This is a genomic window from Nocardiopsis sp. NPDC006832, from assembly GCF_040635885.1.
Classification (GTDB): Bacteria; Actinomycetota; Actinomycetes; order Streptosporangiales; family Streptosporangiaceae; genus Nocardiopsis.
Map to the genome: position 1 here is coordinate 158,920 of NZ_JBEYLC010000003.1, position 20,079 is coordinate 178,998.

Below are 20,079 nucleotides of genomic sequence, written 5' to 3' on the forward strand. Positions count from 1 at the left end.
GAGCCGATGACCGCCGAAGTCGCGGGCAAGCCCAAGACCACCGACCGCGAGGACATCGCCAAACGTCTCCTGCGCGGCTCCGCCAAGGCCTCCTACGATCCCCTCATCGAGATCGACTGGGACGCTCCCGTCGACCCCGACATGTGGGCGATCCGCCCCGAGCGCCTCTCCCTCTACGGCACCCATCTGTGGGAACGGATGACCGACGCCCAGCGCAAGGAGCTGGCGCGGCTGGAGGTGGCCAGCATCGCCACCATCGGCATCTGGTTCGAGACCATCCTCATGCAGATGCTGGTCCGGCACACCTACGACAACGACCCCACCACCCTGCACGTCCAGTACGCCTACACCGAGATCGCCGACGAGTGCCGGCACACGGTCATGTTCGCGAAGATGATCGAGAAGCTGGGGTGGGAGGCGCACAAGCTCGACCCGGTCGCCCACCAGCTCGGACGCCTCTTCAAGACGATCGCGCACGGCCCACTGATCTTCGCCGGCGCCCTGTTCGTCGAAGAGGTCCTGGACCAGTTCCAGCGCGAGGCCATCCCGGACGAGGAGATCCTCCCCTTGGTGCGCGCGGTCGCGCGGATCCACGTGACCGAGGAGGCCAGGCACATGCGCTACGCCCGCGAGGAGTTCAAACGCGACTGGCCGCGGCGTGGTGCCCTCAACAAGGCCTACAGCCGCGTCGTGCTGGGTCTGGTCACGTACTACTCCGCGACCCGGTTGATCAACCCGAAGGTCTACGAGCAGGTCGGACTCGACCCCGAGGAGGCCTACCGGGCCGCCAAGCGGAACCCGCGCTGGACCGACACCAAGACCTGGGCCTCCCGCAAGGTGGTCGACACCCTGGAGACGGCGGGCGCCATCTCCGGCCTGGGCCGGTACTTCTGGAAGAAGGCCGGGCTGCTCGGCCGCTGACCCGCACCGGCACGACCCCCGCCCGCAGGCCGTCGTGCCCCGAGAACGCCGCCGTCGGAAGGCGGAACGCGCCACGCCCTCCGACGGCGGCCCCGACGCCGGGGCCCGAGAACGAACGCGCCACGTCCTCGGGCCCCGGTCCCCCTCCCCGAGGCGGTACGCACCGCCCCTCGGGACATACCTACCGGTCGGCAAAGTAAGGCGTCCCGATCGGGACCATGAAGGGAAGAGCGACGTGACCGAAGCAGTACCGCATTACCGGGTGGCCGTCATCGGCTCCGGTTTCGCCGGCATCGGCATGGCGGTCCGCCTCAGGCAGGCCGGGCTCAAGGACTTCGTCGTCCTCGAACGATCCGACGGCATCGGTGGGACCTGGCGGGACAACTCCTACCCGGGCGCCGCCTGCGACGTCCCCTCCCACCTGTACTCCTTCTCCTTCGCGCTCAACCCGAACTGGAGCCGCACCTTCTCCCCCCAGCCCGAGATCTGGGACTACATCAAGCGTGTGGCCGGGGAACACGGCGTCGACGAGCATGTGCGTTACGACAGCGACGTAGAGTCCGCCCACTGGGAACCCGACCGGAACCGGTGGCGGATCGAGACCGCCGGCGGAACCCTCACCGCCCAGTTCGTGGTCAGTGGGGCCGGCCCGCTCGCCGACCCCTCCCACCCCGACATCAAGGGCATCGACACCTTCGAGGGTCGGCTGTTCCACTCCGCCGAGTGGGACCACGACCACGACCTGACCGGCCGCGAGGTCGCGGTGATCGGCACCGGCGCCTCCGCCATCCAGTTCGTGCCACGGATCCAGCCCAAGGTCGGCCGACTCACGCTCTTCCAGCGCACCGCGCCGTGGGTGATGTTCCGCCACGACCGCGACATCACCGGGCCGGAGCGGTGGCTGTACCGGAACGTCCCGGGCTCCCAACAGGTCGCCCGCAAGAGCATCTACTGGGGGCGCGAGACCTACATCTTCGGGTTCGCGAAGAAGCCCTCGTTGCTCAAGGTCGTGGAACGGTTGGGCCGGGCCAACATCAACCGCGGTGTCAAGGACCCCGAGCTGCGCCGCAAGCTCACGCCGAACTTCCGCGCCGGCTGCAAGCGCATCCTGATGTCCAACGACTACTACCCGGCGCTGGGCAGACCCAACGTCGACGTGGTCACCGACGGCATCGTCGAGATCCGCCCGAACTCCGTGGTCACCCGAGACCCCTCGGGGCGAGAGACCGAACACGAGGTCGACACCATCATCCTCGGCACCGGCTTCCACGTCTCCGACCCGCCCATCGCACGCCGGATGTTCGATCCCCAGGGGCGCTCCCTCGCCGAACACTGGGGCACCGACGCGCAGGCCTTCCGAGGCACCACGGTCAACGGGTTCCCGAACCTGTTCGTGCTGGCCGGACCCAACACCGGCCTGGGTCACACCTCACAGGTGTTCATGATCGAAGCCCAGATCCGGTACACGATGCAGGCGCTCAAGTTCGTCTGCGGCAACCGGATCGACCGGCTCGAACCGCGGGCTCGGGCCCAGCGCGCCTACAACGAGATGGTGCACGAGTCTATGCGGGGCACCGTGTGGGTGACCGGCGGCTGTGACAGCTGGTACCTCAACGAGAAGGGCCGCAACACCACCCTGTGGCCCACCTTCACCTGGAACTTCGCGCTGCGCACCCGCTGGTTCGACCCGCACAACTACGATCTGCGGCGGATCCGTTCGACCCGTCGGTCCACTCGCGCGAAGACCGCCGCGGTCTGACGGAGGAGGAACACCATGAGCGGTTTCGACGACGACGAAGAGGAGTACCAGGGCACGGTGACGGTCCTGTTCTCCGAGGACGCCACCGAGGGGCCCGAGGTCGAGGCGCACATCGCCGGCCACTTCTCCCCGCTGACCGGTGACTACCGCTGGACCGGACGACTGTCCGCACACCCGGACGTCAGCAAGGCCTACCAGGACGGGGTGCGGGCCGTCGTGGTCCGCACCCCCGACGGCCACCGGGGCGTCGGCCGGCTGGAAGCCCCCAACCTGTGGGGAGGCCACCCCGTCAACGGAGCGGGCACCCCGCCCTACGCCGTCCCCCGGATCGTCCTGGAGGACGACTGAGGGGACACCTCCCCACCATCCCCTTTTTCCGCACCGACACCCGAGAGGTGATCCGATGGCGACACGACACGTGGGCCACGCACGGGAACTCCAGGTCCGTTCCGCCGACGGGACCCTGCTGCACGTGGAGGTCCGCGGCCCGGACGACGGTCCGACCGTGGTCTTCTCACACTGTTGGGCGACCTCCCTCGCCTCCTGGGGTCGTGTGGTCCGACGGCTGGACCCCGGCCTGCGCGTGGTCCTGTACGACCAGCGCGGGCACGGCCGCAGTCAGACCCCCATCACCAAGGCCGGCTACGGCACCGAGAAGCTCGCCGACGACCTGTGCGCCGTCCTGACGGCCACCGTCCCCGAGGGGGAAAGGGTCGTGGTCGCCGGGCACAGTATGGGCGGCATGACGATCATGGCGTCCGCCCCGCGTGAGACCTTCCAGGAGAAGGTGGGTGCGGTGCTGCTCACCAACACCGGCAGCACCGACCTGACGGCGAAGTCGACGGCGATCCCCTTGCCGGGCCCGCTCGGCACCCTGGGCGCGAAGGTCTTCCTGACCGCGCCGCTCCCCCTGGGCCCGGCCACCCCGGTCAGTGAGCACGTCTTCCGTTACCTGGTCATGGCCAAGGGCACCGACAAGGCGACCAGGCACCTGTGCGCTCGTCTGGTCCACGGCTGTGGCGGTGTCCCCCGAGGCGCGTGGGGACGGGTCATGACCACTTTGAACCTGGACGAGTCCGTCCGTCGGATCACCGTACCGACCGTGGTCGTGGGCGGCTCCGAGGACAAGCTCACCCCGCCGTGGCACGCCCACCACATCGGTGACCTCCTGGAGAACCGTGCGGAGGTGCGGGAGATCCCCGCCCTGGGTCACATGGGTCCCCTGGAGGCCCCGGACGCCCTCGCCGCGATCGTCGACAAGCTCGCCGTCGAGCTCCCCCCGCCCCGCTGAGGCTTCGGCCTGTCCGCCCCCTCAGGCGGGGTCGCGCGTCAGGGTGGGGATCACGTGTTCGGACACCTCGGAGTGCACCTGGTGCAGGCGGGCCTGGACGGCACGACGGAGTTTGGCCAGACACTCGACCAGGGTGATGTCGTCGCCGACCATGCCGCCCTTGGCCACCACCGGGGTTCCATCGAGCGGTCCCCCACTGAGGTGACCGTGGATCGCCAGGGGCACCACCTCGCCACCGACGTCGAAGGCGTGCACGTCCAGCTCGTCCAGGACACTGGCGACCAGGTCGCCTCCGGTCAGGTAGAGGCCGCTGGGCAGGGCGTGGGGACCCACCCTGTCGGCGAGTTCGTTGACCACGTCGGAGACCAGACCCGCGAGCCGACCGGGCAGTTCGGCGCGGGCCTGGGGTGGCAGCTCCCGAACCCCCTCGGAGCCGGTGACCAGCCGCAGCACGCAGAGCTCGGGGAAGCCCGAGGACGACAGGTGTTCGGTGAGCTCCTCCGCGACCGTGTCGGCGTGGTCGCCCTCGGGGTCGCTGAGCCGCACGGCGTCGACGTCGACGAAGCGCACCGCCCCGGTACGAGCCACGGTGGCCAGCTGGCGCCGGGTGAGCTCGGTGGTGCTGCCGGCCACCGCCAGCATGGGGCCGCGCGAGCCGGCCTGGCCGCGCAGTCGCAGGGCGTAGGCGAGCAGCGCTCCGGTGGGTCCGGGGTCGACGGCCACCCAGACCGTGCCATCGGAGTGATGCGCCGAAGCCGCGGCCTCGGCGATGTCGGTCAGGTGCTGTTCGGTGGAGGCGTCGCAGACCACGACCGGTTCGTCGCCGGCGAGGAGTTCGGCGGTGAGCATCTCCTGGGTGATCCGCCGGATCGGCACGTGCCGGACGGGCAGGTCGGTCTGGGCGCCCAGGATGTCGGCGACCACGCTGGTGCGCATCGGGAAGAGCGGATCCCTGGCCAGGTCGGTGTGTTCCAACGGGAGGCCGTTGACGAGCTGCACTCCGTCCTCGGTGATGCGACCGGAACCGGGGAAGGCGGGGGTGAACAGTACTCGCACGCGGGTCCCCGAGGGCACGCGTTCGCGAACGGCGTCGTAGGCGGCCTCGACCTCGGCGCCGATGTTGCCGCGCAGGGTGGTATCGGTGCGCTTGACCACGAGCCCGACCGGCCACACCGCCTCGATGACGTCGGTGACCAGGTCGGCAGCCTGTTCGGCCGGGACGTGGCGGCTGTCCAGGTTGGCCACGACCACGTCGTAGTCGCCGGCGACCCTGCTGACGTGTTCGGGGGTCACCGTGGCCACCCGCATGCCGGTGCGGGCGAACCGCGCCCCGGTGGCGTTGGCACCGGTGAGGTCGTCGGCGACCACGAGTACCTGGGCCACGGGTGTCTCCTTCGGATGCGTGAAGCCTGGACCTTCCTCCTTCCAACATAGAGCCAAGCGGGGGTGCGGAGAGCATTGTCCACAGGGTGACCGGCGGCGAATCCACCGGTGGCGGTCACCGCTCGTCCGCCCCTGGTCGGGATTCGATCGGCCCCGGTCGGCCCTGGGACAACTCCACCACCGTGCGGGTCCGTGCGCTGTGGCGGGCCGCCTCGATGACCTCCAGTCCGTGGATCACCTCGTGCGGGGCCACCGGAAGTGGTTCGCCCTCGCCGACCGCGTCACGCACCCCGGCGTAGAACTCCTGGTAGGCGCCTCGCTCACTGAGAACCGGCCGCGACCCACCGTCGACGCCGAGCGTCCCCCACTCGCTCTCGGGGACCACGCCCCAGTCAGGGGCCGTGGGGCTCTCCCCCGCGACGAGACGGGCCTCTTGGCCGTCCAGGCCGTGGGAGACGTAGCCGCCCCGGTCGCCCAGCACCCGGAAACGGGGGCCGTTCCGCGCGCTCAGGGCGCTCATCCACAGGTGGGATCGGGTGCCTCGGGTGTGCTCCAGTGCGAGGAACACGTCGTCGTCGGCGTTCACCCCCTCGCGCAGGGCGTCCACCTCGGCGTAGACCGAGGCGACGGGGCCGAACAGGTTGACGGCCTGGTCGATCAGGTGCGGCCCCAGGTCGTACAGGAGCCCGGCGCCGTTCTCGACGCTTCCGCTCTCGCGCCACGTCCCCTTGGCCTCGGGGCGCCAGCGTTCGAAACGGGACTCGAAGCGGTGGACCCTGCCCAGGGCACCCTCTTCGATGATCCCCCACAGGGTGAGGAAGTCCGCGTCCCAGCGGCGGTTCTGGTAGACGGTGAGCACTTGGTCGAGGTCGGTGGCCAGGTCGGTGAGGTCGCGGGCCTCCTTGGCTGTGAGCGCGAACGGTTTGTCCACGACCACCGCGAGTCCGGCCTCCATGGCCGCGCGGGCCAGCGGCGCATGGGTCTCGTTGGGGGTGCTCACGACGGCGATCTCGTAGCGTTCGGCGTCGGCCCACAGGTCCTCGACGGAGGGGTACACGGCCACATCGGGATAGCGTTCGCGCGCGGCGGCCTGCCGGGCGGGCGACCCGGTGACCACCGCGGACAGCCGCAGGCCGGGGACGGCGTCGATGAGGGGTGCGTGGAAGACCTCTCCGCCCTTGCCGTAGCCGATGAGGGCGACGTGCAGTTCGGGTCCGTCGTGCTCGGGGATGCCCTGACCAGGGCTGGTGGGTGCGTCGACCATGCCACCAATGTACTTTTCCCGCCGGTCCGCCTCCGACCCGCCCGCCACACGTAGGTCGGAACGATGAACCCCTTGTACACAAAAAACCAACGCAAGATTTCGGATTGTTACGCAAGATTTTGCGCGAAGTCTGGACATCGGGTCGAAATCCTACTTACATCGGTACACGCATGACCCGGATCACAAGCGCCGTACAGCGTGAGTACGTGCCGAAGGAGCCCCCCTTGCCCAGAAGCGGCTACCGCCCCCTGCTCCCCGTGGCCGCGGCCACGGGGGCCCTCGTCCTGTTGGTCTCCGGCTGTGACTACCTCAGTGGAGGTGGCGGCGGCACCGCCGACACCTCCGACATCGACTGCTCCCCCTACGAACGGTGGGAGGACACCGGTGGCACCGTCTCCGTCTACGCCTCCATCCGTGACGAGGAGGGCGAGCGGCTGGAAGAGTCCTGGGCCGACTTCGCCGCCTGCGCCGGGATCACCGTCCAGTACGAGGGCAGCGGTGAGTTCGAGGCCCAGTTGCCCATCCGTCTGGACGGCGGCAACGCTCCCGACCTGGCCTTCATCCCACAGCCCGGCCTCCTGGAGCGCTCCGTCGAGGACGGCCACGCGGTTCCGGTCGCCGACGGCGTCCGCGAGAACATCGAGGCCGGTTGGAGCGAGGACTGGCAGGGCTACGCCACCGTCGACGACGAGCTCTACGGTTCTCCGCTCGGCGCCAACATGAAGTCCATGGTCTGGTACTCCCCCGCCTTCTTCGACGAGAACGGCTACGAGGTCCCCCAGACCTGGGACGACATGATCGCGCTCAGCGAGGAGATCGCCGCCGACGGGACAAAGCCCTGGTGCGCCGGTTTCGAATCCGGTGACGGCACCGGCTGGCCCGGCACCGACTGGATCGAGAACACGCTGCTGCGCACCTCGGGCACCGACGTCTACCACGACTGGATCTCCAACGACGTCGCCTTCGACTCCCCCGAGGTCGTCGAGGCCTTCGACCTGGCCGAGGGCGTCCTGCGCAACGAGGACTTCGTCAACGGCCCGTTCGGCGGCGTGGACAGTATCGCCGTCACCTCCTTCCAGGAGGCCGGCCTGCCCCTGCTCGACGGTGGCTGCGCCATGTACCTCATGGGCTCCTTCTACGCCGCCCAGTTCGAGGAGGACGTGAACATCGGCGAGGACGGCGACGTCTACGGCTTCGTGCTCCCGGGCATGGAGGCCGACGGCGAGGTGCCGATCATGGGCGGTGGTGAGTTCACCGTGGCCTACGACGACCGCCCCGAGGTCACCGCCATGCACGAGTACCTGTCCTCCGTCGAGTTCGCCGACAAGCGCGCCTCCCTCGGTTCGTGGGTCTCCGCCCACCAGGACCTGGACCGGTCGCAGCTGCCCGACCCGACCGATCAGTTCACCGCCGAGGTCCTGAGCGACCCCGACACCGTCTTCCACTTCGACGCCAGCGACACCATGCCCTCCTCCATCGGCACCGACGTCTTCTGGACCGCGATGATCGACTGGGTGACCGGCTCCGACACCGAGGACGTCCTCGAAACCGTCGAATCCGCCTGGTAACCCGGCCCCCGGCCCGCCGGGGCGGAGCGTGCGCACACGCGCGCCTTCGCCCCGGCCACCCCTCCCAAGGAACCACCCATGGAGTTCTCGCTCCTGTCCGAGCTGCCCAAGCTCGTGTGGATGCTCATCGGGATCGTCGCGTTCCTCGCGGTCATCGGCCTGATGCTGATCCTCATCGACGTCCCCCGTACCCGCCGGGACCGTTGGCAGGCCTTCCTCTTCCTCGCCCCCGCACTGATCCTGTTGGTCGGCGGGCTGGTCTACCCTGTCCTGCGCACCACCTGGCTGTCCTTCTTCGACCGCACGGGCACCGAGTTCGTCGGTCTCGCCAACTACCTGTGGATGTTCCAGCGCCCGGAGATCCTCCTGGTTCTGCGCAACACCCTGCTGTGGGTGCTGTTCGCACCGGTCCTGGCCACGGCGATCGGGCTGCTGTACGCGGTGCTCATCGACAGGTCCCGATTCGAGTCGATCGCCAAGTCGCTGGTGTTCATGCCCATGGCGATCTCGTTCGTGGGCGCCGGCATCATCTGGCGGTTCGTCTTCGCCTATCGCCCGGCCGACCAGGAACAGTACGGCCTGTTCAACCAGATCGTGGTCTGGTTCGGCGGTGAACCCAGACTGTGGCTGCTCGACCAACCCCTCAACACCTTCCTGCTCATCATGGTGCTCATCTGGGTCCAGGCCGGGTTCGCGATGGTGGTGATGTCCGCGGCGATCAAGGCCATCCCCGCCGAGATCGTGGAGGCCGCCCGGATCGACGGGGCCGGCCCCTGGCAACTGTTCACCCGGATCACCCTCCCCTCGGTGTGGCCGACGCTGCTGGTCGTCATCATCACCATCACTGTGCAGACCCTGAAGGTCTTCGACATCGTCCGCACCATGACCGCCGGCAACTACGGCACCAGCGTGATCGCCAACGAGATGTACAGCCAGGCCTTCCAACAGGGGCAGGTCGGTCAGGGCTCGGCCCTGGCCGTGATCCTGTTCGTCCTGGTCATCCCGCTGGTCATAACGCAGATCCGGCGTACGCGCAAGACGAGGGAGCAGCTGTGAGCCGCCCGATCCCCACGGGCGGGGAGACCGCCCGCACCGTCCCGGACGTGCGCGCCGGCGCCGCCGCCCGAGTACGCCGACGGTTGAGCGGCGGTGCGGCGAGCCTGATCGCCCTGGTCATCGCGGTGGTGTGGACACTGCCGACCGCGGGGCTGTTCGTCTCGTCGTTCCGCCCGGCCGAACAGATCCGCACCACCGGCTGGTGGACGTTCTTCGCCGACCCGAGGATCACCCTCGACAACTACCGGGACGTGCTGTTCGGCAGTGCCGGTGACGGTCGCCTGGCGTCCTACTTCGTCAACTCGCTCGCCATCACCCTGCCGGCCACGATCTTCGTGCTGGGCGTGGCGGCCCTGGCGGCGTACGCGCTGGCGTGGATCGACTTCCGAGGCCGGGACTGGCTGTTCCTGGGCATCTTCGCGCTCCAGATCGTCCCATTGCAGATGTCCCTGGTGCCGTTGCTGCGCTTCTTCTCCCAGGGCGTGACCATCGCCGGGGTGCGGGTGCTGCCCGCCTGGGAACTGGGCGGGGCCATGGACTTCACCAACGTGTGGGTGGCGCACACCATCTTCGGGCTGCCGCTGGGCATCTTCCTGCTGCACAACTTCATCTCGCAGCTGCCGAGGTCGCTCTTCGAGGCGGCGCGCGTGGACGGCGCCGGGCACGGCAGGATCTTCGCCCGGATCGTGCTACCGCTGATCGCACCCGCCCTGGTGTCCCTGGGCATCTTCCAGTTCCTGTGGGTGTGGAACGACCTTCTGGTCGCGCTGATCTTCACCGGCGGCGACATCTCCACCGCGCCCTTGACGGTACGGCTGGCCGAACTGGCCGGAACCCGAGGAGAGGCCTGGCACCGGCTCACCGCGGGCGCGTTCGTGTCCATGATCATCCCACTGCTGGTGTTCTTCCTGCTCCAGCGGTACTTCGTGCGGGGCCTGCTCGCCGGCAGCGTCAAGGGCTGAGGGGGTCTCAGCCCGCGCGCAGAGCCGTGCGGGCGGCCTCCAGCGTGGTGGTGCGGTAGGCGGCGCCGAACAGGCACAGGTGCACCAGCAAAGGGTGCAACTGATGCAGCGCCACCCTGCCGCGCCACCCGGCGGACAGCGGCGCCACCTCGTTGTAGGCGTCCCGCACCCGGTCCAGGTAGGGCAATCCGAACAGGGACAGCATGGCCAGGTCGGCCTCACGGTGACCGCCGTGCGCGGCCGGGTCGATGAGCACCGCGTCCCGTTCGCGCCAGAGCACGTTGCCGTTCCACAGGTCGCCGTGGACGCGCGCGGGCGGTTCGACCCCGCCCGCCAACCGCGCCACCGCGTCCACGACCCGCTCCACCTCACGGGCGTCTCCCGGGGTGAGCGAGCCCTGGTCCCGGGCCTGACGCAGGTAGGGGCGCAGCCGCTGTTCGGCGTAGAAGGTGGGCCAGTCGTGGCTCGGGGTGTTGTCGAGCGGCAGCGGTCCGATGAAACCGGGCCATTGCGCGCCGAACGCGTCCGCGCCGGTCAGGTGGGTACCCGCGAGCTGACGGCCGAGCCGTTCGGCGGCGCCCGGCGAGGGCTCGTCCTCCGCCACCCATGGCAGCACCAACAGGTGTTCGTCCCACCCCTGCGGAGTGATCACCGGGGAGCCGAAGCATCGTCCCAGCCACTCCAGGCCGCGGGCCTCGGCGGTCAGCACGCCCATGGCGGGCGAACCTCGCGTCAGGGACTTGACGAACAGACGGGTTCCGTCACCCAACTCCGCGTAGGACAGGGTCCAGTCGTGGCTGGTGCCCGCCTTGGCGGCGCGTCGCACCTCTCGGCCCAGCAGCGCCGAGATCCGGTCGGCGAGCGTGCCGGTCAACGGGTCGCGGCGGGGGCCCTGTGGCCCCCGCGGCCCGTCCGGCCCGTGTCCTCCGGCGCCGGGGCCTCTTCCCCCGGTGCCGCGCAGGTGCGCGATCGGCTCGCCCTCCACCGTCTCAGTCCCGCAACCGGGTGACGAGTTCGTTGGTCAGGCCCTTGGCGGCGGCCTCCACCATGTTCAGGACCGCGGTGAAGCCGTCGTCTCCCCCGTAGTAGGGGTCGGGCACCTCGGGGTTGGGCCCGACGCCCGGGGCGAAGGAGCGGAACAGTCGGAGCCGGGAGATGTCGAACCCGAACTCCTCTCCCCGCTCGTCCACGACCCGGCGCAGGTCGTCGAAGTTGTCCAGGTCCATGACCAGGATCAGGTCCCGGTCGGCCAGGTCCGAGGACTCGAACTGGCGGGCGGTGTGGTCGGTCAGGTACCCGTGCACGCGCAGGGTGGACGCGGCGCGGGGATCCATCCCACCGCCCACGTGCCAATCGCCCGTGCCGGAGCTGTCGACCCGCACGAGGTCGCTCGTCCCGGCACGTTCGAGGTCCGCGGTGAGCACCTTCTCCGCCATCGGCGATCGGCAGATGTTTCCCAGGCACACCACGCTGACGCGGTAGGGACCGGCGGGGTCACGCGGTTCCGGCAGACTCATGTCTCTTACCGTAACGAAGATCCGCCGCGCCCACCCGTTCTGGCACGGTGCGGGTGAGCCCCACCGCCGATTTCCCCGCCGCTTCGGCTCCCGTCAGCTCTTCGGCAGGCGCACCACGGTCACGAAGAAGTCGTCGATCTGCCGCACCACGCGGATGAACTGTTCGAAGTCCACCGGCTTGGGCACGTAGGCGTTGGCGTGCAGGCGGTAGCTGCGCAGCACGTCCTCCTCGGCCTCGGAGGTGGTGAGCACGACCACGGGGATGTGGGCCAGGTCGTCGTCGCTCTTGACCTCCTCCAGGACCTCCCGGCCGTCCTTTCGGGGCAGGTTGAGGTCGAGGAGGATCAGGTGGGGGCGCGGCGCGTCGGCGAACTCGCCCTCACGACGCAGGAAGCGGAGCGCCTCGACGCCGTCCGAGACCACGTGCAGGCGGTTGCCCAACTTGTGTTCCTCGAACGCCTCCTTGGTCATCAGGACGTCACCGGGATCGTCCTCGACCAGCAACACCTCGATGGGATGCACCAACATGACCTCGCTCAAGCTTCCAGACCCCTATACGGGCCCCGACCGGTGACCGGGCGGTGCCGTACCGCCGGTGTCCTCTGAGGGCGGGGGACCGTCCCCCTCCGGTTCGTCGACCGGGGGTTCGGTCTCCGACTCGGTGACACCGGACTCTCGTGTGGTGGTCGGCGCCTCGTCCGCGGGGGCGGACTCGACGGCCTCGATGCCCTCGACGCCGTTAACGGCCTCGGTGGCCGGTTCGGTTCCCTCGTCGGTCTCCGACGCGGTGACCTGCTCGGCCTCCGCCTCGGTGTCGACGGGCAGAGTCCAGCATATGCGGGTTCCGGTCCGGTCGGAGTCCGCCTCGTCCGTGGTTTCGGACCCCTCGGGATTGTGCACGTTCACCGAACTCGTGTCCAACCACATACGACCACCGTGGAACTCGATGATCTTCTTGCACATGGCCAGGCCGATCCCGGTACCGGTGTACTTGTCCCGTGTGTGCAGGCGCTGGAAGATGACGAAGATGCGTTCGGCGTACTGGGGTTCGATGCCGATGCCGTTGTCGGAGCAGGAGAACACCCATTCGTCGCCCTCGCGTTCCACCTCCAGGCGCACCTCGGGCGCCTCCTCGCCGCGGAACTTGATCGCGTTGCCCACGAGGTTGAAGAAGACCTGGGTGAGCAGGGTGCGATCGCCCTGGACACTGGGCAACGGATCGCCGGTGACGACGGCGTCCGTGTCCTCCAGGCTCCTCTCCAGACTGCTGAGGGCGTCCTCCAGGGCCGTGTTCAGGTCCACGGTCGCGAAGTTCTTGGTGCGCCCCACCCGGGAGAAGGCCAACAGGTCGTTGATGAGGGTCTGCATGCGCTTGGCGCCCTCGACCGCGAAGTCGATGTAGGAGTCGGCGCGCTCGTCCAGCTGACCGTGGTAGCGGCGCTGGAGGAGTTGGCAGAAACTGGCCACCTTGCGCAACGGTTCCTGGAGGTCGTGCGAGGCGACGTAGGCGAACTGCTCCAACTCCAGGTTGGACCGGCGCAGTTCCTCGGTCTGGTGTTCCAGGAGACTGGACTGCTCCTGGAGCTTGCGTCGGGCGGAGGCGACCTCGTCCAGGTCCTGCACGATGCGTTCGCGCATGGCGTCCACGTCGTGGCCTAGCTGAACGATCTCCGGCGGCCCGTGCAGGACGATGCGGTGGGCGTAGTAACCCTCGGACACCTGACGCATGTGCCCGGCCAGGTCCTCCATGGGACGCAGCACCCATTGCTGGAGCATCACCCACAGGAACACCGACATGAACACCACGACCAGGCCGACGAGCACGAGCAGCGCCACGACCTGCTGGGTGGCCAGGGTGAGGCCGCTCTGGGCCTCGGCGATCTCGTTCTCCAGGTGGTTGGTGGTGGCGTCGGCGGCCCGGTTGAGCTCCAGGAAGAGGACGCGTCCGCGCTGGAGGTCCTCCTGCGTGGGCGCCTCGCCCGCGCGCACCTTCTCCGACACCGGTTCGGCGAAGTCCTCGCTCCACACGTCACCGGCCTCGATGAGTTCCTCGACCTTGGGCGCGACGTCCTCGTTCTCCTCGGCCAGCATGCTGAGGGCGTTGCGGTACTCGGCCAGCGACATGCGCTGCTCGGTGTAGGGCTGGAGGAAGTCCCGGTCCCCGGTGAGGATGTAGCCCCGCAGGGCGTGGTCCTGGCTGAGGTAGGCCGATCGGGTCTGCTCGACGGTGCTCAGCCCGGGGGTGAGCGACTCCACCTGAAGGGTCAGGGAGTCGCGGGCCTGGAAGGCGGCGAGGGTGATCACCGACACGGCCACCACCAGGACGACGGCGACGACCGTCAGCAGGCTGGTGACCCGACGGCGCAGACTCCAGGAGTGGCGGGCGGGGTACATGTCCCGGGTCAGTGCGCCGATGGCGGGCGAGGAGGTCGCGGTGGACACGTGCTCGTCCCGTTCCCGCCCGGGCCCCTCCTCCCCACCGTTCTCGGAGCCGGTCGAGGGATCGGTGTCCATGGTGCGGTCTTCCTCCCCGGTGGGGCTCAAGCGGGTTCTCCGTGGCTGATGAGCAACATCGCCACGTCGTCCTGGAGCGGTCCACCGTTACTGCGCTCCGCCTCGTCCACGAGGTGTTCGGGCAGGTTGTTCAGGGCCACGCCCTGGCTCAGCACCCCGTTGACCAGGTTGCGCAGACCGGCGACCTCCAGGCGCATGGGCGGCCCGCCGTCGTAGGCGTCGACCAGGCCGTCGGTGTAGAACAGCAGGCTGGTCCCGCGTGGCAGGAGGATCTCGGTGGACTCCTCCTGGTCGACGGGGAAGACACCCAGCGGCGGCTGTGGCGGGGCCTGGATCTCCTCGGCGACGTGGTCGACGACGAGCAGCGGCGGAGGGTGACCCAGGCTGCGGATGCGGGCGCGCTCGCTACCGGTGTCGAGGCTGGCCATGCACAGCGTCGCGTACATCTCCTCCTGCGCGCGCTCGCTGACCAGGAGCCGTTCGAGGTTGGGCAGGATCAGCTCCTCGGGGACACCGCTCATCACGAAGGCGCGCCAGGCGATGCGCAGGCTGACGCCGAGTGCGGCCTCGTCGGGCCCGTGCCCGCTGACGTCGCCGATGATGACGTGCGTGGTGCCGTCCTTCTCCACGGCGTCGTAGAAGTCGCCGCCGACCAGGGCGCGCTTGCGGCCGGGCCGGTAGTAGGCACGGTGGCTCAGGGGCGAGCGCTCCAGCAGGACCTGGGGCAGCAGACCGCGTTCCAGACGCATGTTCTCGCGTGCGCTCAGTCGGGCCTCGCGCAGCTGGCGGGCGTTCTCGTCGGCGCGGCGCCGCTCCAGTGAGTAGCGCAGGCTGCGTGCGAGTAGGGACCCGTCGACCTGGCCCTTGACCAGGTAGTCCTGGGCGCCGGCGGAGACCGCGGCGATGCCCTCGTGCTCGTCGTCGAGTCCGGTGAAGACGACGACGGCGGCGGCGGGTGCGCCGTCGAGGACCTCGCGCAGCAGGTCGAGCCCCTGCGCGTCGGGAAGGTTGAGGTCCAACAGGACGCAGCCGCGGAAGCCCTTGAGGTGCTCACGGGCGGCCTTGAGGGTGGACACCCAGGTGATGCGGGTGGTGAGCACTGTGTCCGCGAGGAGTTCCTCGGCGAGAAACGCGTCGCCGGGGTCGTCTTCGATCAGCAGGACGTCAACCGATTCGACGGTAGCCTCCACCCGGTCGGTCAGGATGGTGTCGTCGACCAGGGAGGCGCCGCCGTCCCCGGTAGCGCCTCGTGCGGCCTCGGCCGCTCCGTCACCGATCACCTCGATGGGATCGTGCCCTGTTCTCCTGGTATCCACTCATCGCCTCATGGTTCACGGTCCGTGGGACGCGCCGGCACGCCACCGACCCGGGGTGGGCGCCTCGCCCCCGCGCGGTTCGGACCGCACGACACCCAAACGATAAACGCCCCACCGACCACTTGACCAGGCGAGGAGACGAGAGACATATGACTCGGCCGAAGAACCCCGGTCACGCCTGTGACTCAGAACACCTGGAGCGGGCCCTTCGTCCATATTTTTACGACAGAGTGTCGTATTCTTCTTGACAGGCGCGGATACCTAAATGACATCATGTCATAAACGCGCCCAATGGAAAGAGGGAGAGTGTCGATGAGCATCACGGCCCCGGCCCCCGCTTCGAACACCGGCCCCACCCAGGCCACCGACACCCCGTCGTTCTCCGAGCGCCTCAAGGCCGCCACCTGGAGCGACCACGCCGCGGCGGAGCACCACGGCTTCACCAAGGCGCTGTTGGAGGGCGAACTCTCCCTCGACGGCTACACCGCCATGGTCGCCCAGCACTACTTCGCCTACCTCGCCCTGGAGCGGGTGGGACGCGCACTGACCGACGACCCGATCGCCGGCCGCTTCCACTACCCGGAACTGGAGCGCGTCCCGGCGCTGGAGGCCGACCTGGAGCGGCTGCTCGGCGCCGATTGGGCGGACCGCGTCTCTCCGAGTCCGGCCACCCGTACCTACGTGGCGCGCATCGAGCAGATGGCCGACCACCCCGAGGGGTTCGTCGCCCACCACTACACGCGCTACATGGGCGACGTCTCCGGCGGACAGTTCATCCGCCGGATCGCCGCCAAGGCCTACGGGTTCTCCGACGGAGCCGGCGTGGCCTTCTACGACTTCGGTTCCCTGGGCAGCCTGCCCAAGTTCCGTACCGGGTACCGCGAACGCCTGGACGCCCTGCCCCTGGACGAGGGCGCCGCCGCCTTCCTGGTCCAGGAGACCCGCCTGGCCTACCAACTCAACACGGAGGTCCTCGCGGACCTGGGCCGCCGGCACGTCTGAGCGGTGTTCCCCAGCGCCACCACCGGCGCCTCGTCCCACCCGTCGCCCGCCACCACCCCCAACGGACGGCCTGACGGCCGACGGTCCTCCTTCCTTCGGGCGCCCGAACGGGCGACCCCCGTGGTCCACGAGGGAGCGTCCGGGCCCGCGCAACGTGGCACCATAGGGCCATGCCCAAGATCACGGCTCCGACCATCGCCGCTCACCGTGCCCGCACACGGGAGAGCATCATGGACGCCGTCGACGAACTGATCAGGTCCCAGGGGATCGACCGCGTCTCCATGACCGACGTGGCCAACGCCGCGGGCATCACCCGCACCGCGCTGTACAACTACTTCCCGGACAAGCCCGCGCTCCTGCTCGCCTTCACCGAGCAGGTCAGCGCGGCGTTCATGGAACGGTACAAGCGCGAGCTCCCCTCGGGGGTGTCGGCCGCGCGTCGTCTGTCGGCCTTCGTGCGCCTCCAACTGGAGGGCATCGTCGCGCATCCGCACCCGCCCGCCGCCGAACTCGGCGCCAGCCTCGGACCGGACGCCTACCAGGCGCTGGCCGCGCACGTGGCCCCGATGCAACGGCTGCTCACCGAGATCCTGGAGGAGGGGACCACCTCCGGGGAGTTCGACCGCATGCCGTGCGAACGTGTCGCCTCCCTCACCCTCTCCATGGTGGGTTCACGGCGCCTGCCCCTGGTGAGCGGTGAGGTCGGCCTGGAGGAGACCCACTCCCTGGTGACCAGGTTCGTGCTCCGTGCCCTCGGCGTGGCGACCGAAACCGTCGACACGATCCTGCCGGAAAAACCCTCGAACACCACTCTGGGTAGCAACTGAAACACCCTCGGCAATAAGGGTCCGCACCTAACCCGCGATGGCCATGTGTGGCCGGTGTGAAACGGCATGAAGACGTGACGCCCGGGGAACGAGAGGATTCAGCCCGTCTCCCCGGGCCGTCCCCGTCCGCCCTCGACCCCCGTGAGGCCTCTCAGCCGTGTCCCTCGTACTGATCGCTCTCGGCGCCGTGCTGGTGTCGGTGGCCCTGTTCAACAAGTTTCCGCGTCTTGTCGCCGAGCGCCCGGCCGCGCCCCGCACCGGTGGCGGGGTCGCCACCGCCCAGCGCACCACCGCGCCACCCCGGCTGCGCCTGGCCGACGCACGGCTCACCGAGAACGGACGTGCCGTGTTCACCGCCATCGGCGGCAGCACGCTCATCATCGCGTTCTTTCTGGCCCTGTCCGGGCTCTAGGGCATGTTCCGCGAATACATACCCTGCTGTGCGACGCCCCAGCGGCACCTTCACTGCGTTCTCATCAGTCGACAGCCAAACCCAGGCTGACTCCTTCTTCGGCCTTGTGCCGGCACCACTGGATGCGCCGCTCGCGACGGGCAGCATCCACGGAACACGCCCTAGTGCCGCGTCAGGGTCGGGAGGGCCGGCCACCGGCCATACGGGCCAGCAGACCACCCGCGATCGTGACCGCGATGCCGCCGGTCACCACCGCGGCCCGGCCCACCCGTTCGCGCAGCAGCGACACGCGCCGAGCGGCGGCCTCGGCCAGCTCACGCTCGGAGGCACGGAAGGCGCCACCGCACAGCACCGGATCGAGCTCTCGGGGCCGCCAGCGCGCGAGGGTCCACGGCTTCATCGGCAGTCGCGGGCTCGTGCCCGGGGTGGTGCGCGGCTTGAACCGCACGGGCACCTCCTCGGGCGCGTCGGCTTGGAGGAATCGCGGCGAGGGACCGGTGTAGTACAGCTCGCCGGGAGCGTTGGCGATCATCTCCACCAGCAGCTTCGCGCAGGCCCTGGCGTCGCCCAGGGCCGTGTGCTGACCCGTGGGCCAGTCCCCGCTGAGCAGGTGGGAGGCGCGCGGCAGCGAGTATCGGGACAGCTCCAACTGCGAGCGCAGGGCCCGCAGCGTGCACAGGCCCGACTGCCCGGACGACAGCCCGGCGGGCACCAGTTCGGCGGCGAGGAACCGCTCCTCGAAGTCCAGGTTGTGGCCCACGACCACGGCCCCGGACAGCAGTTCGGCGATCCGGGGGACGATCTCCGCCGCACGCGGGGCGCCGATCAGCTCGCCTTCACCGATCCCGTGGAACTCCTGGCCGCCGAGCGGTGCTCGGGGGTCCACCAGGGTGCTGAACTCGTCCACGACGCGACCGTCGCCGTGCACCCGCACCACGGCGAACTCCACCAGCCGGGCGCCCTCGCGCGGATCCAGGCCCGTGGTCTCCACGTCGATGACCGCGTACTCCAGGTCCGCCGCCCGCGTCCCGACCCGTCTGCGGGTCAGCGCGCCCGTTCGCAGCGTTCCCATCGTGTTCCCCACTCCTCGCATCAGCTCTCGGTCGCGGCGTTCTCACCGCCGGCAACGACCCTACTGCCCAGGTCGGGCAGCAGGGTCCGTCAGGTCGGAACCCTCAGGAGTGGGAAGAATCGTCCTCTTGTGTACGTTTTGACGCGTGCCCGGCAAAGGTCGGGGGATCCGATCTCCCCCATGGCCCGGGAACAGTCACCCGATCGGCCCCGATGGCGAGGAGATCCCACATGACCCAGAACCCGATCCCCGGTTACGTCCCCCTGGCGGAGGTCGTGCGTTCCGGGATGCGTGAGAGTGTCCACTACGGTGCCGTCGTCGGCCTGTCCCCCGAAGGAGAGATCGCCTACGCCCGCGGCCCCGTGCACGACCCCATGTTCCCCCGTTCGGCCGCCAAGCCCTTCCAGGCCCTGGCCATGCTGCGGGCGGGCGCCGATCTTGAGGACGCCTCCCTGGCCATCTCCGCGGGCAGCCACGGCGGCGAGGACATCCACGTGGCCGAGGCCGAGCGCATCCTCTCCGCCGCAGGGCTCACCGCCGACGACCTCGGCTGCCCCGAGGACGTCCCCGGCGGTGCCGCGGCCCGCAAGGCCTTCTACGCCGAGGGGCGCTCCCCCTCACGCCTGTACATGAACTGTTCGGGCAAGCACGCCGGCATGCTCGCCGCCTGCGCGGCCAAGGGTTGGGACACCGACGGCTACCTCGACCCCGAGCACCCCTTCCAGCAGCTGGTGCGCGAGGCCGTCGAGGACATGTGCGGTGAACAGGTCTCGCACACCGCCGTCGACGGTTGTGGGGCGCCCCAGCTCGCGGTGACCCTGGTCGGCCTGGCCCGCGGCGTGCAGAGCATGCGTCTGTCCCCCGAGGGCACCCCCGAACGCTCCGTCCTGGAGGCGATGAGCACCTACCCCGAGTACGTCTCCGGCACCGACCGGATCGACACCGAACTGATGCGCCGCGTGCCCGGTCTGGTCTCCAAGGTCGGCGCCGACGGGGTGCTGGTGCTCAGCGCCGCCACCGGCGAGACCGTCGCGGTCAAGATCAGCGACGGTGACGCCGAACTGCGGGCTCGTACGCTGGTCGGTGTCACCGCCCTGCGGGCCCTGGGAGTGGACGTCGAGCCCATCGCCGACCACCTCACCGTCGACGTCCACGGTGGTGGAGGAATCGTCGGCCACGTCGGCGCGCTGTAGACCGGGAGCGCCCCCGAACCCA

Annotated in this window: 19 protein-coding genes; 11 read left to right on the forward strand and 8 right to left on the reverse strand. The window is 69.4% G+C overall.

Features of this window, described 5'->3' with window-relative positions; translation table 11 throughout:
• Nucleotides 1-6: 6 nt before the first annotated feature.
• The 4 genes from ABZ717_RS02600 to ABZ717_RS02615 all read left to right on the forward strand — a co-directional run bounded on the left by ABZ717_RS02600 (nt 7) and on the right by ABZ717_RS02615 (nt 3,971).
• The gene (locus ABZ717_RS02600; protein ID WP_358504440.1) at nt 7-921 is read left to right on the forward strand and encodes a diiron oxygenase; all 915 of its coding nucleotides are present in this window, start codon (nt 7-9) and stop codon (nt 919-921) included.
• Nucleotides 922-1,156: 235 nt separating this feature from the next.
• Nucleotides 1,157-2,680 carry an NAD(P)/FAD-dependent oxidoreductase gene (locus ABZ717_RS02605; RefSeq protein WP_358504443.1) on the forward strand — a complete coding sequence of 508 codons (1,524 nt, stop codon included), beginning with the start codon at nt 1,157-1,159 and terminating at the stop codon, nt 2,678-2,680.
• A 15-nt stretch (nt 2,681-2,695) separates the two neighbouring features.
• Nucleotides 2,696-3,028, forward strand: coding sequence for a DUF4873 domain-containing protein (locus ABZ717_RS02610; protein ID WP_358504445.1), 333 nt, complete (start codon nt 2,696-2,698; stop codon nt 3,026-3,028).
• A 55-nt stretch (nt 3,029-3,083) separates the two neighbouring features.
• Nucleotides 3,084-3,971 carry an alpha/beta hydrolase gene (locus tag ABZ717_RS02615; RefSeq protein ID WP_358504448.1) on the forward strand — a complete coding sequence of 296 codons (888 nt, stop codon included), beginning with the start codon at nt 3,084-3,086 and terminating at the stop codon, nt 3,969-3,971.
• A 21-nt stretch (nt 3,972-3,992) separates the two neighbouring features.
• Here the strand turns inward: ABZ717_RS02615 and ABZ717_RS02620 are convergent, their stop codons facing one another.
• Both ABZ717_RS02620 and ABZ717_RS02625 read right to left on the reverse strand, forming a co-directional pair.
• Nucleotides 3,993-5,354 (reverse strand): four-carbon acid sugar kinase family protein, encoded by a 1,362-nt coding sequence (locus tag ABZ717_RS02620; RefSeq protein ID WP_358504451.1) that lies wholly within the window; start codon nt 5,352-5,354, stop codon nt 3,993-3,995.
• A 115-nt stretch (nt 5,355-5,469) separates the two neighbouring features.
• Complete coding sequence (locus ABZ717_RS02625; protein WP_358504454.1) at nt 5,470-6,618, reverse strand: Gfo/Idh/MocA family oxidoreductase; 1,149 nt, start codon at nt 6,616-6,618, stop codon at nt 5,470-5,472.
• A gap of 224 nt (nt 6,619-6,842) precedes the next feature.
• Between ABZ717_RS02625 and ABZ717_RS02630 the strand changes: the two genes are divergently transcribed.
• From ABZ717_RS02630 to ABZ717_RS02640, 3 genes are all read left to right on the forward strand, one after another.
• Nucleotides 6,843-8,186, forward strand: coding sequence for an ABC transporter substrate-binding protein (locus tag ABZ717_RS02630; RefSeq protein ID WP_358504457.1), 1,344 nt, complete (start codon nt 6,843-6,845; stop codon nt 8,184-8,186).
• A 78-nt stretch (nt 8,187-8,264) separates the two neighbouring features.
• Nucleotides 8,265-9,242, forward strand: a complete 978-nt coding sequence (locus ABZ717_RS02635) for a sugar ABC transporter permease (RefSeq protein ID WP_358504460.1) — start codon at nt 8,265-8,267, stop codon at nt 9,240-9,242.
• 8 nt (nt 9,243-9,250) lie between these two features.
• Nucleotides 9,251-10,204, forward strand: coding sequence for a carbohydrate ABC transporter permease (locus ABZ717_RS02640; RefSeq protein ID WP_358504559.1), 954 nt, complete (start codon nt 9,251-9,253; stop codon nt 10,202-10,204).
• 7 nt (nt 10,205-10,211) lie between these two features.
• Here the strand turns inward: ABZ717_RS02640 and ABZ717_RS02645 are convergent, their stop codons facing one another.
• The 5 genes from ABZ717_RS02645 to ABZ717_RS02665 all read right to left on the reverse strand — a co-directional run bounded on the left by ABZ717_RS02645 (nt 10,212) and on the right by ABZ717_RS02665 (nt 15,521).
• Nucleotides 10,212-11,078: a fructosamine kinase family protein gene (locus ABZ717_RS02645; RefSeq protein ID WP_358504562.1), complete on the reverse strand. Its 867-nt coding sequence runs from the start codon at nt 11,076-11,078 to the stop codon at nt 10,212-10,214.
• Nucleotides 11,079-11,193: 115 nt separating this feature from the next.
• Complete coding sequence (locus tag ABZ717_RS02650) at nt 11,194-11,721, reverse strand: low molecular weight protein-tyrosine-phosphatase (protein ID WP_358504463.1); 528 nt, start codon at nt 11,719-11,721, stop codon at nt 11,194-11,196.
• Nucleotides 11,722-11,814: 93 nt separating this feature from the next.
• Nucleotides 11,815-12,249, reverse strand: coding sequence for a response regulator (locus ABZ717_RS02655; RefSeq protein ID WP_026117172.1), 435 nt, complete (start codon nt 12,247-12,249; stop codon nt 11,815-11,817).
• A 24-nt stretch (nt 12,250-12,273) separates the two neighbouring features.
• Nucleotides 12,274-14,265, reverse strand: coding sequence for an ATP-binding protein (locus ABZ717_RS02660; RefSeq protein WP_358504466.1), 1,992 nt, complete (start codon nt 14,263-14,265; stop codon nt 12,274-12,276).
• The gene (locus tag ABZ717_RS02665) at nt 14,262-15,521 is read right to left on the reverse strand and encodes a SpoIIE family protein phosphatase (protein ID WP_358504566.1); all 1,260 of its coding nucleotides are present in this window, start codon (nt 15,519-15,521) and stop codon (nt 14,262-14,264) included. The genes ABZ717_RS02660 and ABZ717_RS02665 overlap by 4 nt, the downstream gene beginning before the upstream one ends.
• 342 nt (nt 15,522-15,863) lie before the next feature.
• On the opposite strand from ABZ717_RS02665, the gene ABZ717_RS02670 reads away from it, so the two are divergent.
• From ABZ717_RS02670 to ABZ717_RS02680, 3 genes are all read left to right on the forward strand, one after another.
• On the forward strand, nt 15,864-16,553 hold the full coding sequence (locus tag ABZ717_RS02670) for a biliverdin-producing heme oxygenase (protein ID WP_358504469.1): 690 nt from the start codon (nt 15,864-15,866) through the stop codon (nt 16,551-16,553).
• A 170-nt stretch (nt 16,554-16,723) separates the two neighbouring features.
• Nucleotides 16,724-17,380 (forward strand): TetR/AcrR family transcriptional regulator, encoded by a 657-nt coding sequence (locus ABZ717_RS02675; RefSeq protein ID WP_358504472.1) that lies wholly within the window; start codon nt 16,724-16,726, stop codon nt 17,378-17,380.
• 157 nt (nt 17,381-17,537) lie between these two features.
• Nucleotides 17,538-17,792, forward strand: coding sequence for a hypothetical protein (locus ABZ717_RS02680; protein ID WP_358504475.1), 255 nt, complete (start codon nt 17,538-17,540; stop codon nt 17,790-17,792).
• 172 nt (nt 17,793-17,964) lie between these two features.
• On the opposite strand, the gene ABZ717_RS02685 is transcribed toward ABZ717_RS02680, so the two are convergent.
• On the reverse strand, nt 17,965-18,864 hold the full coding sequence (locus tag ABZ717_RS02685) for a 3'-5' exonuclease (RefSeq protein ID WP_358504478.1): 900 nt from the start codon (nt 18,862-18,864) through the stop codon (nt 17,965-17,967).
• A gap of 230 nt (nt 18,865-19,094) precedes the next feature.
• Between ABZ717_RS02685 and ABZ717_RS02690 the strand changes: the two genes are divergently transcribed.
• Nucleotides 19,095-20,057, forward strand: a complete 963-nt coding sequence (locus tag ABZ717_RS02690) for an asparaginase (RefSeq protein ID WP_358504481.1) — start codon at nt 19,095-19,097, stop codon at nt 20,055-20,057.
• Nucleotides 20,058-20,079: the final 22 nt, after the last annotated feature.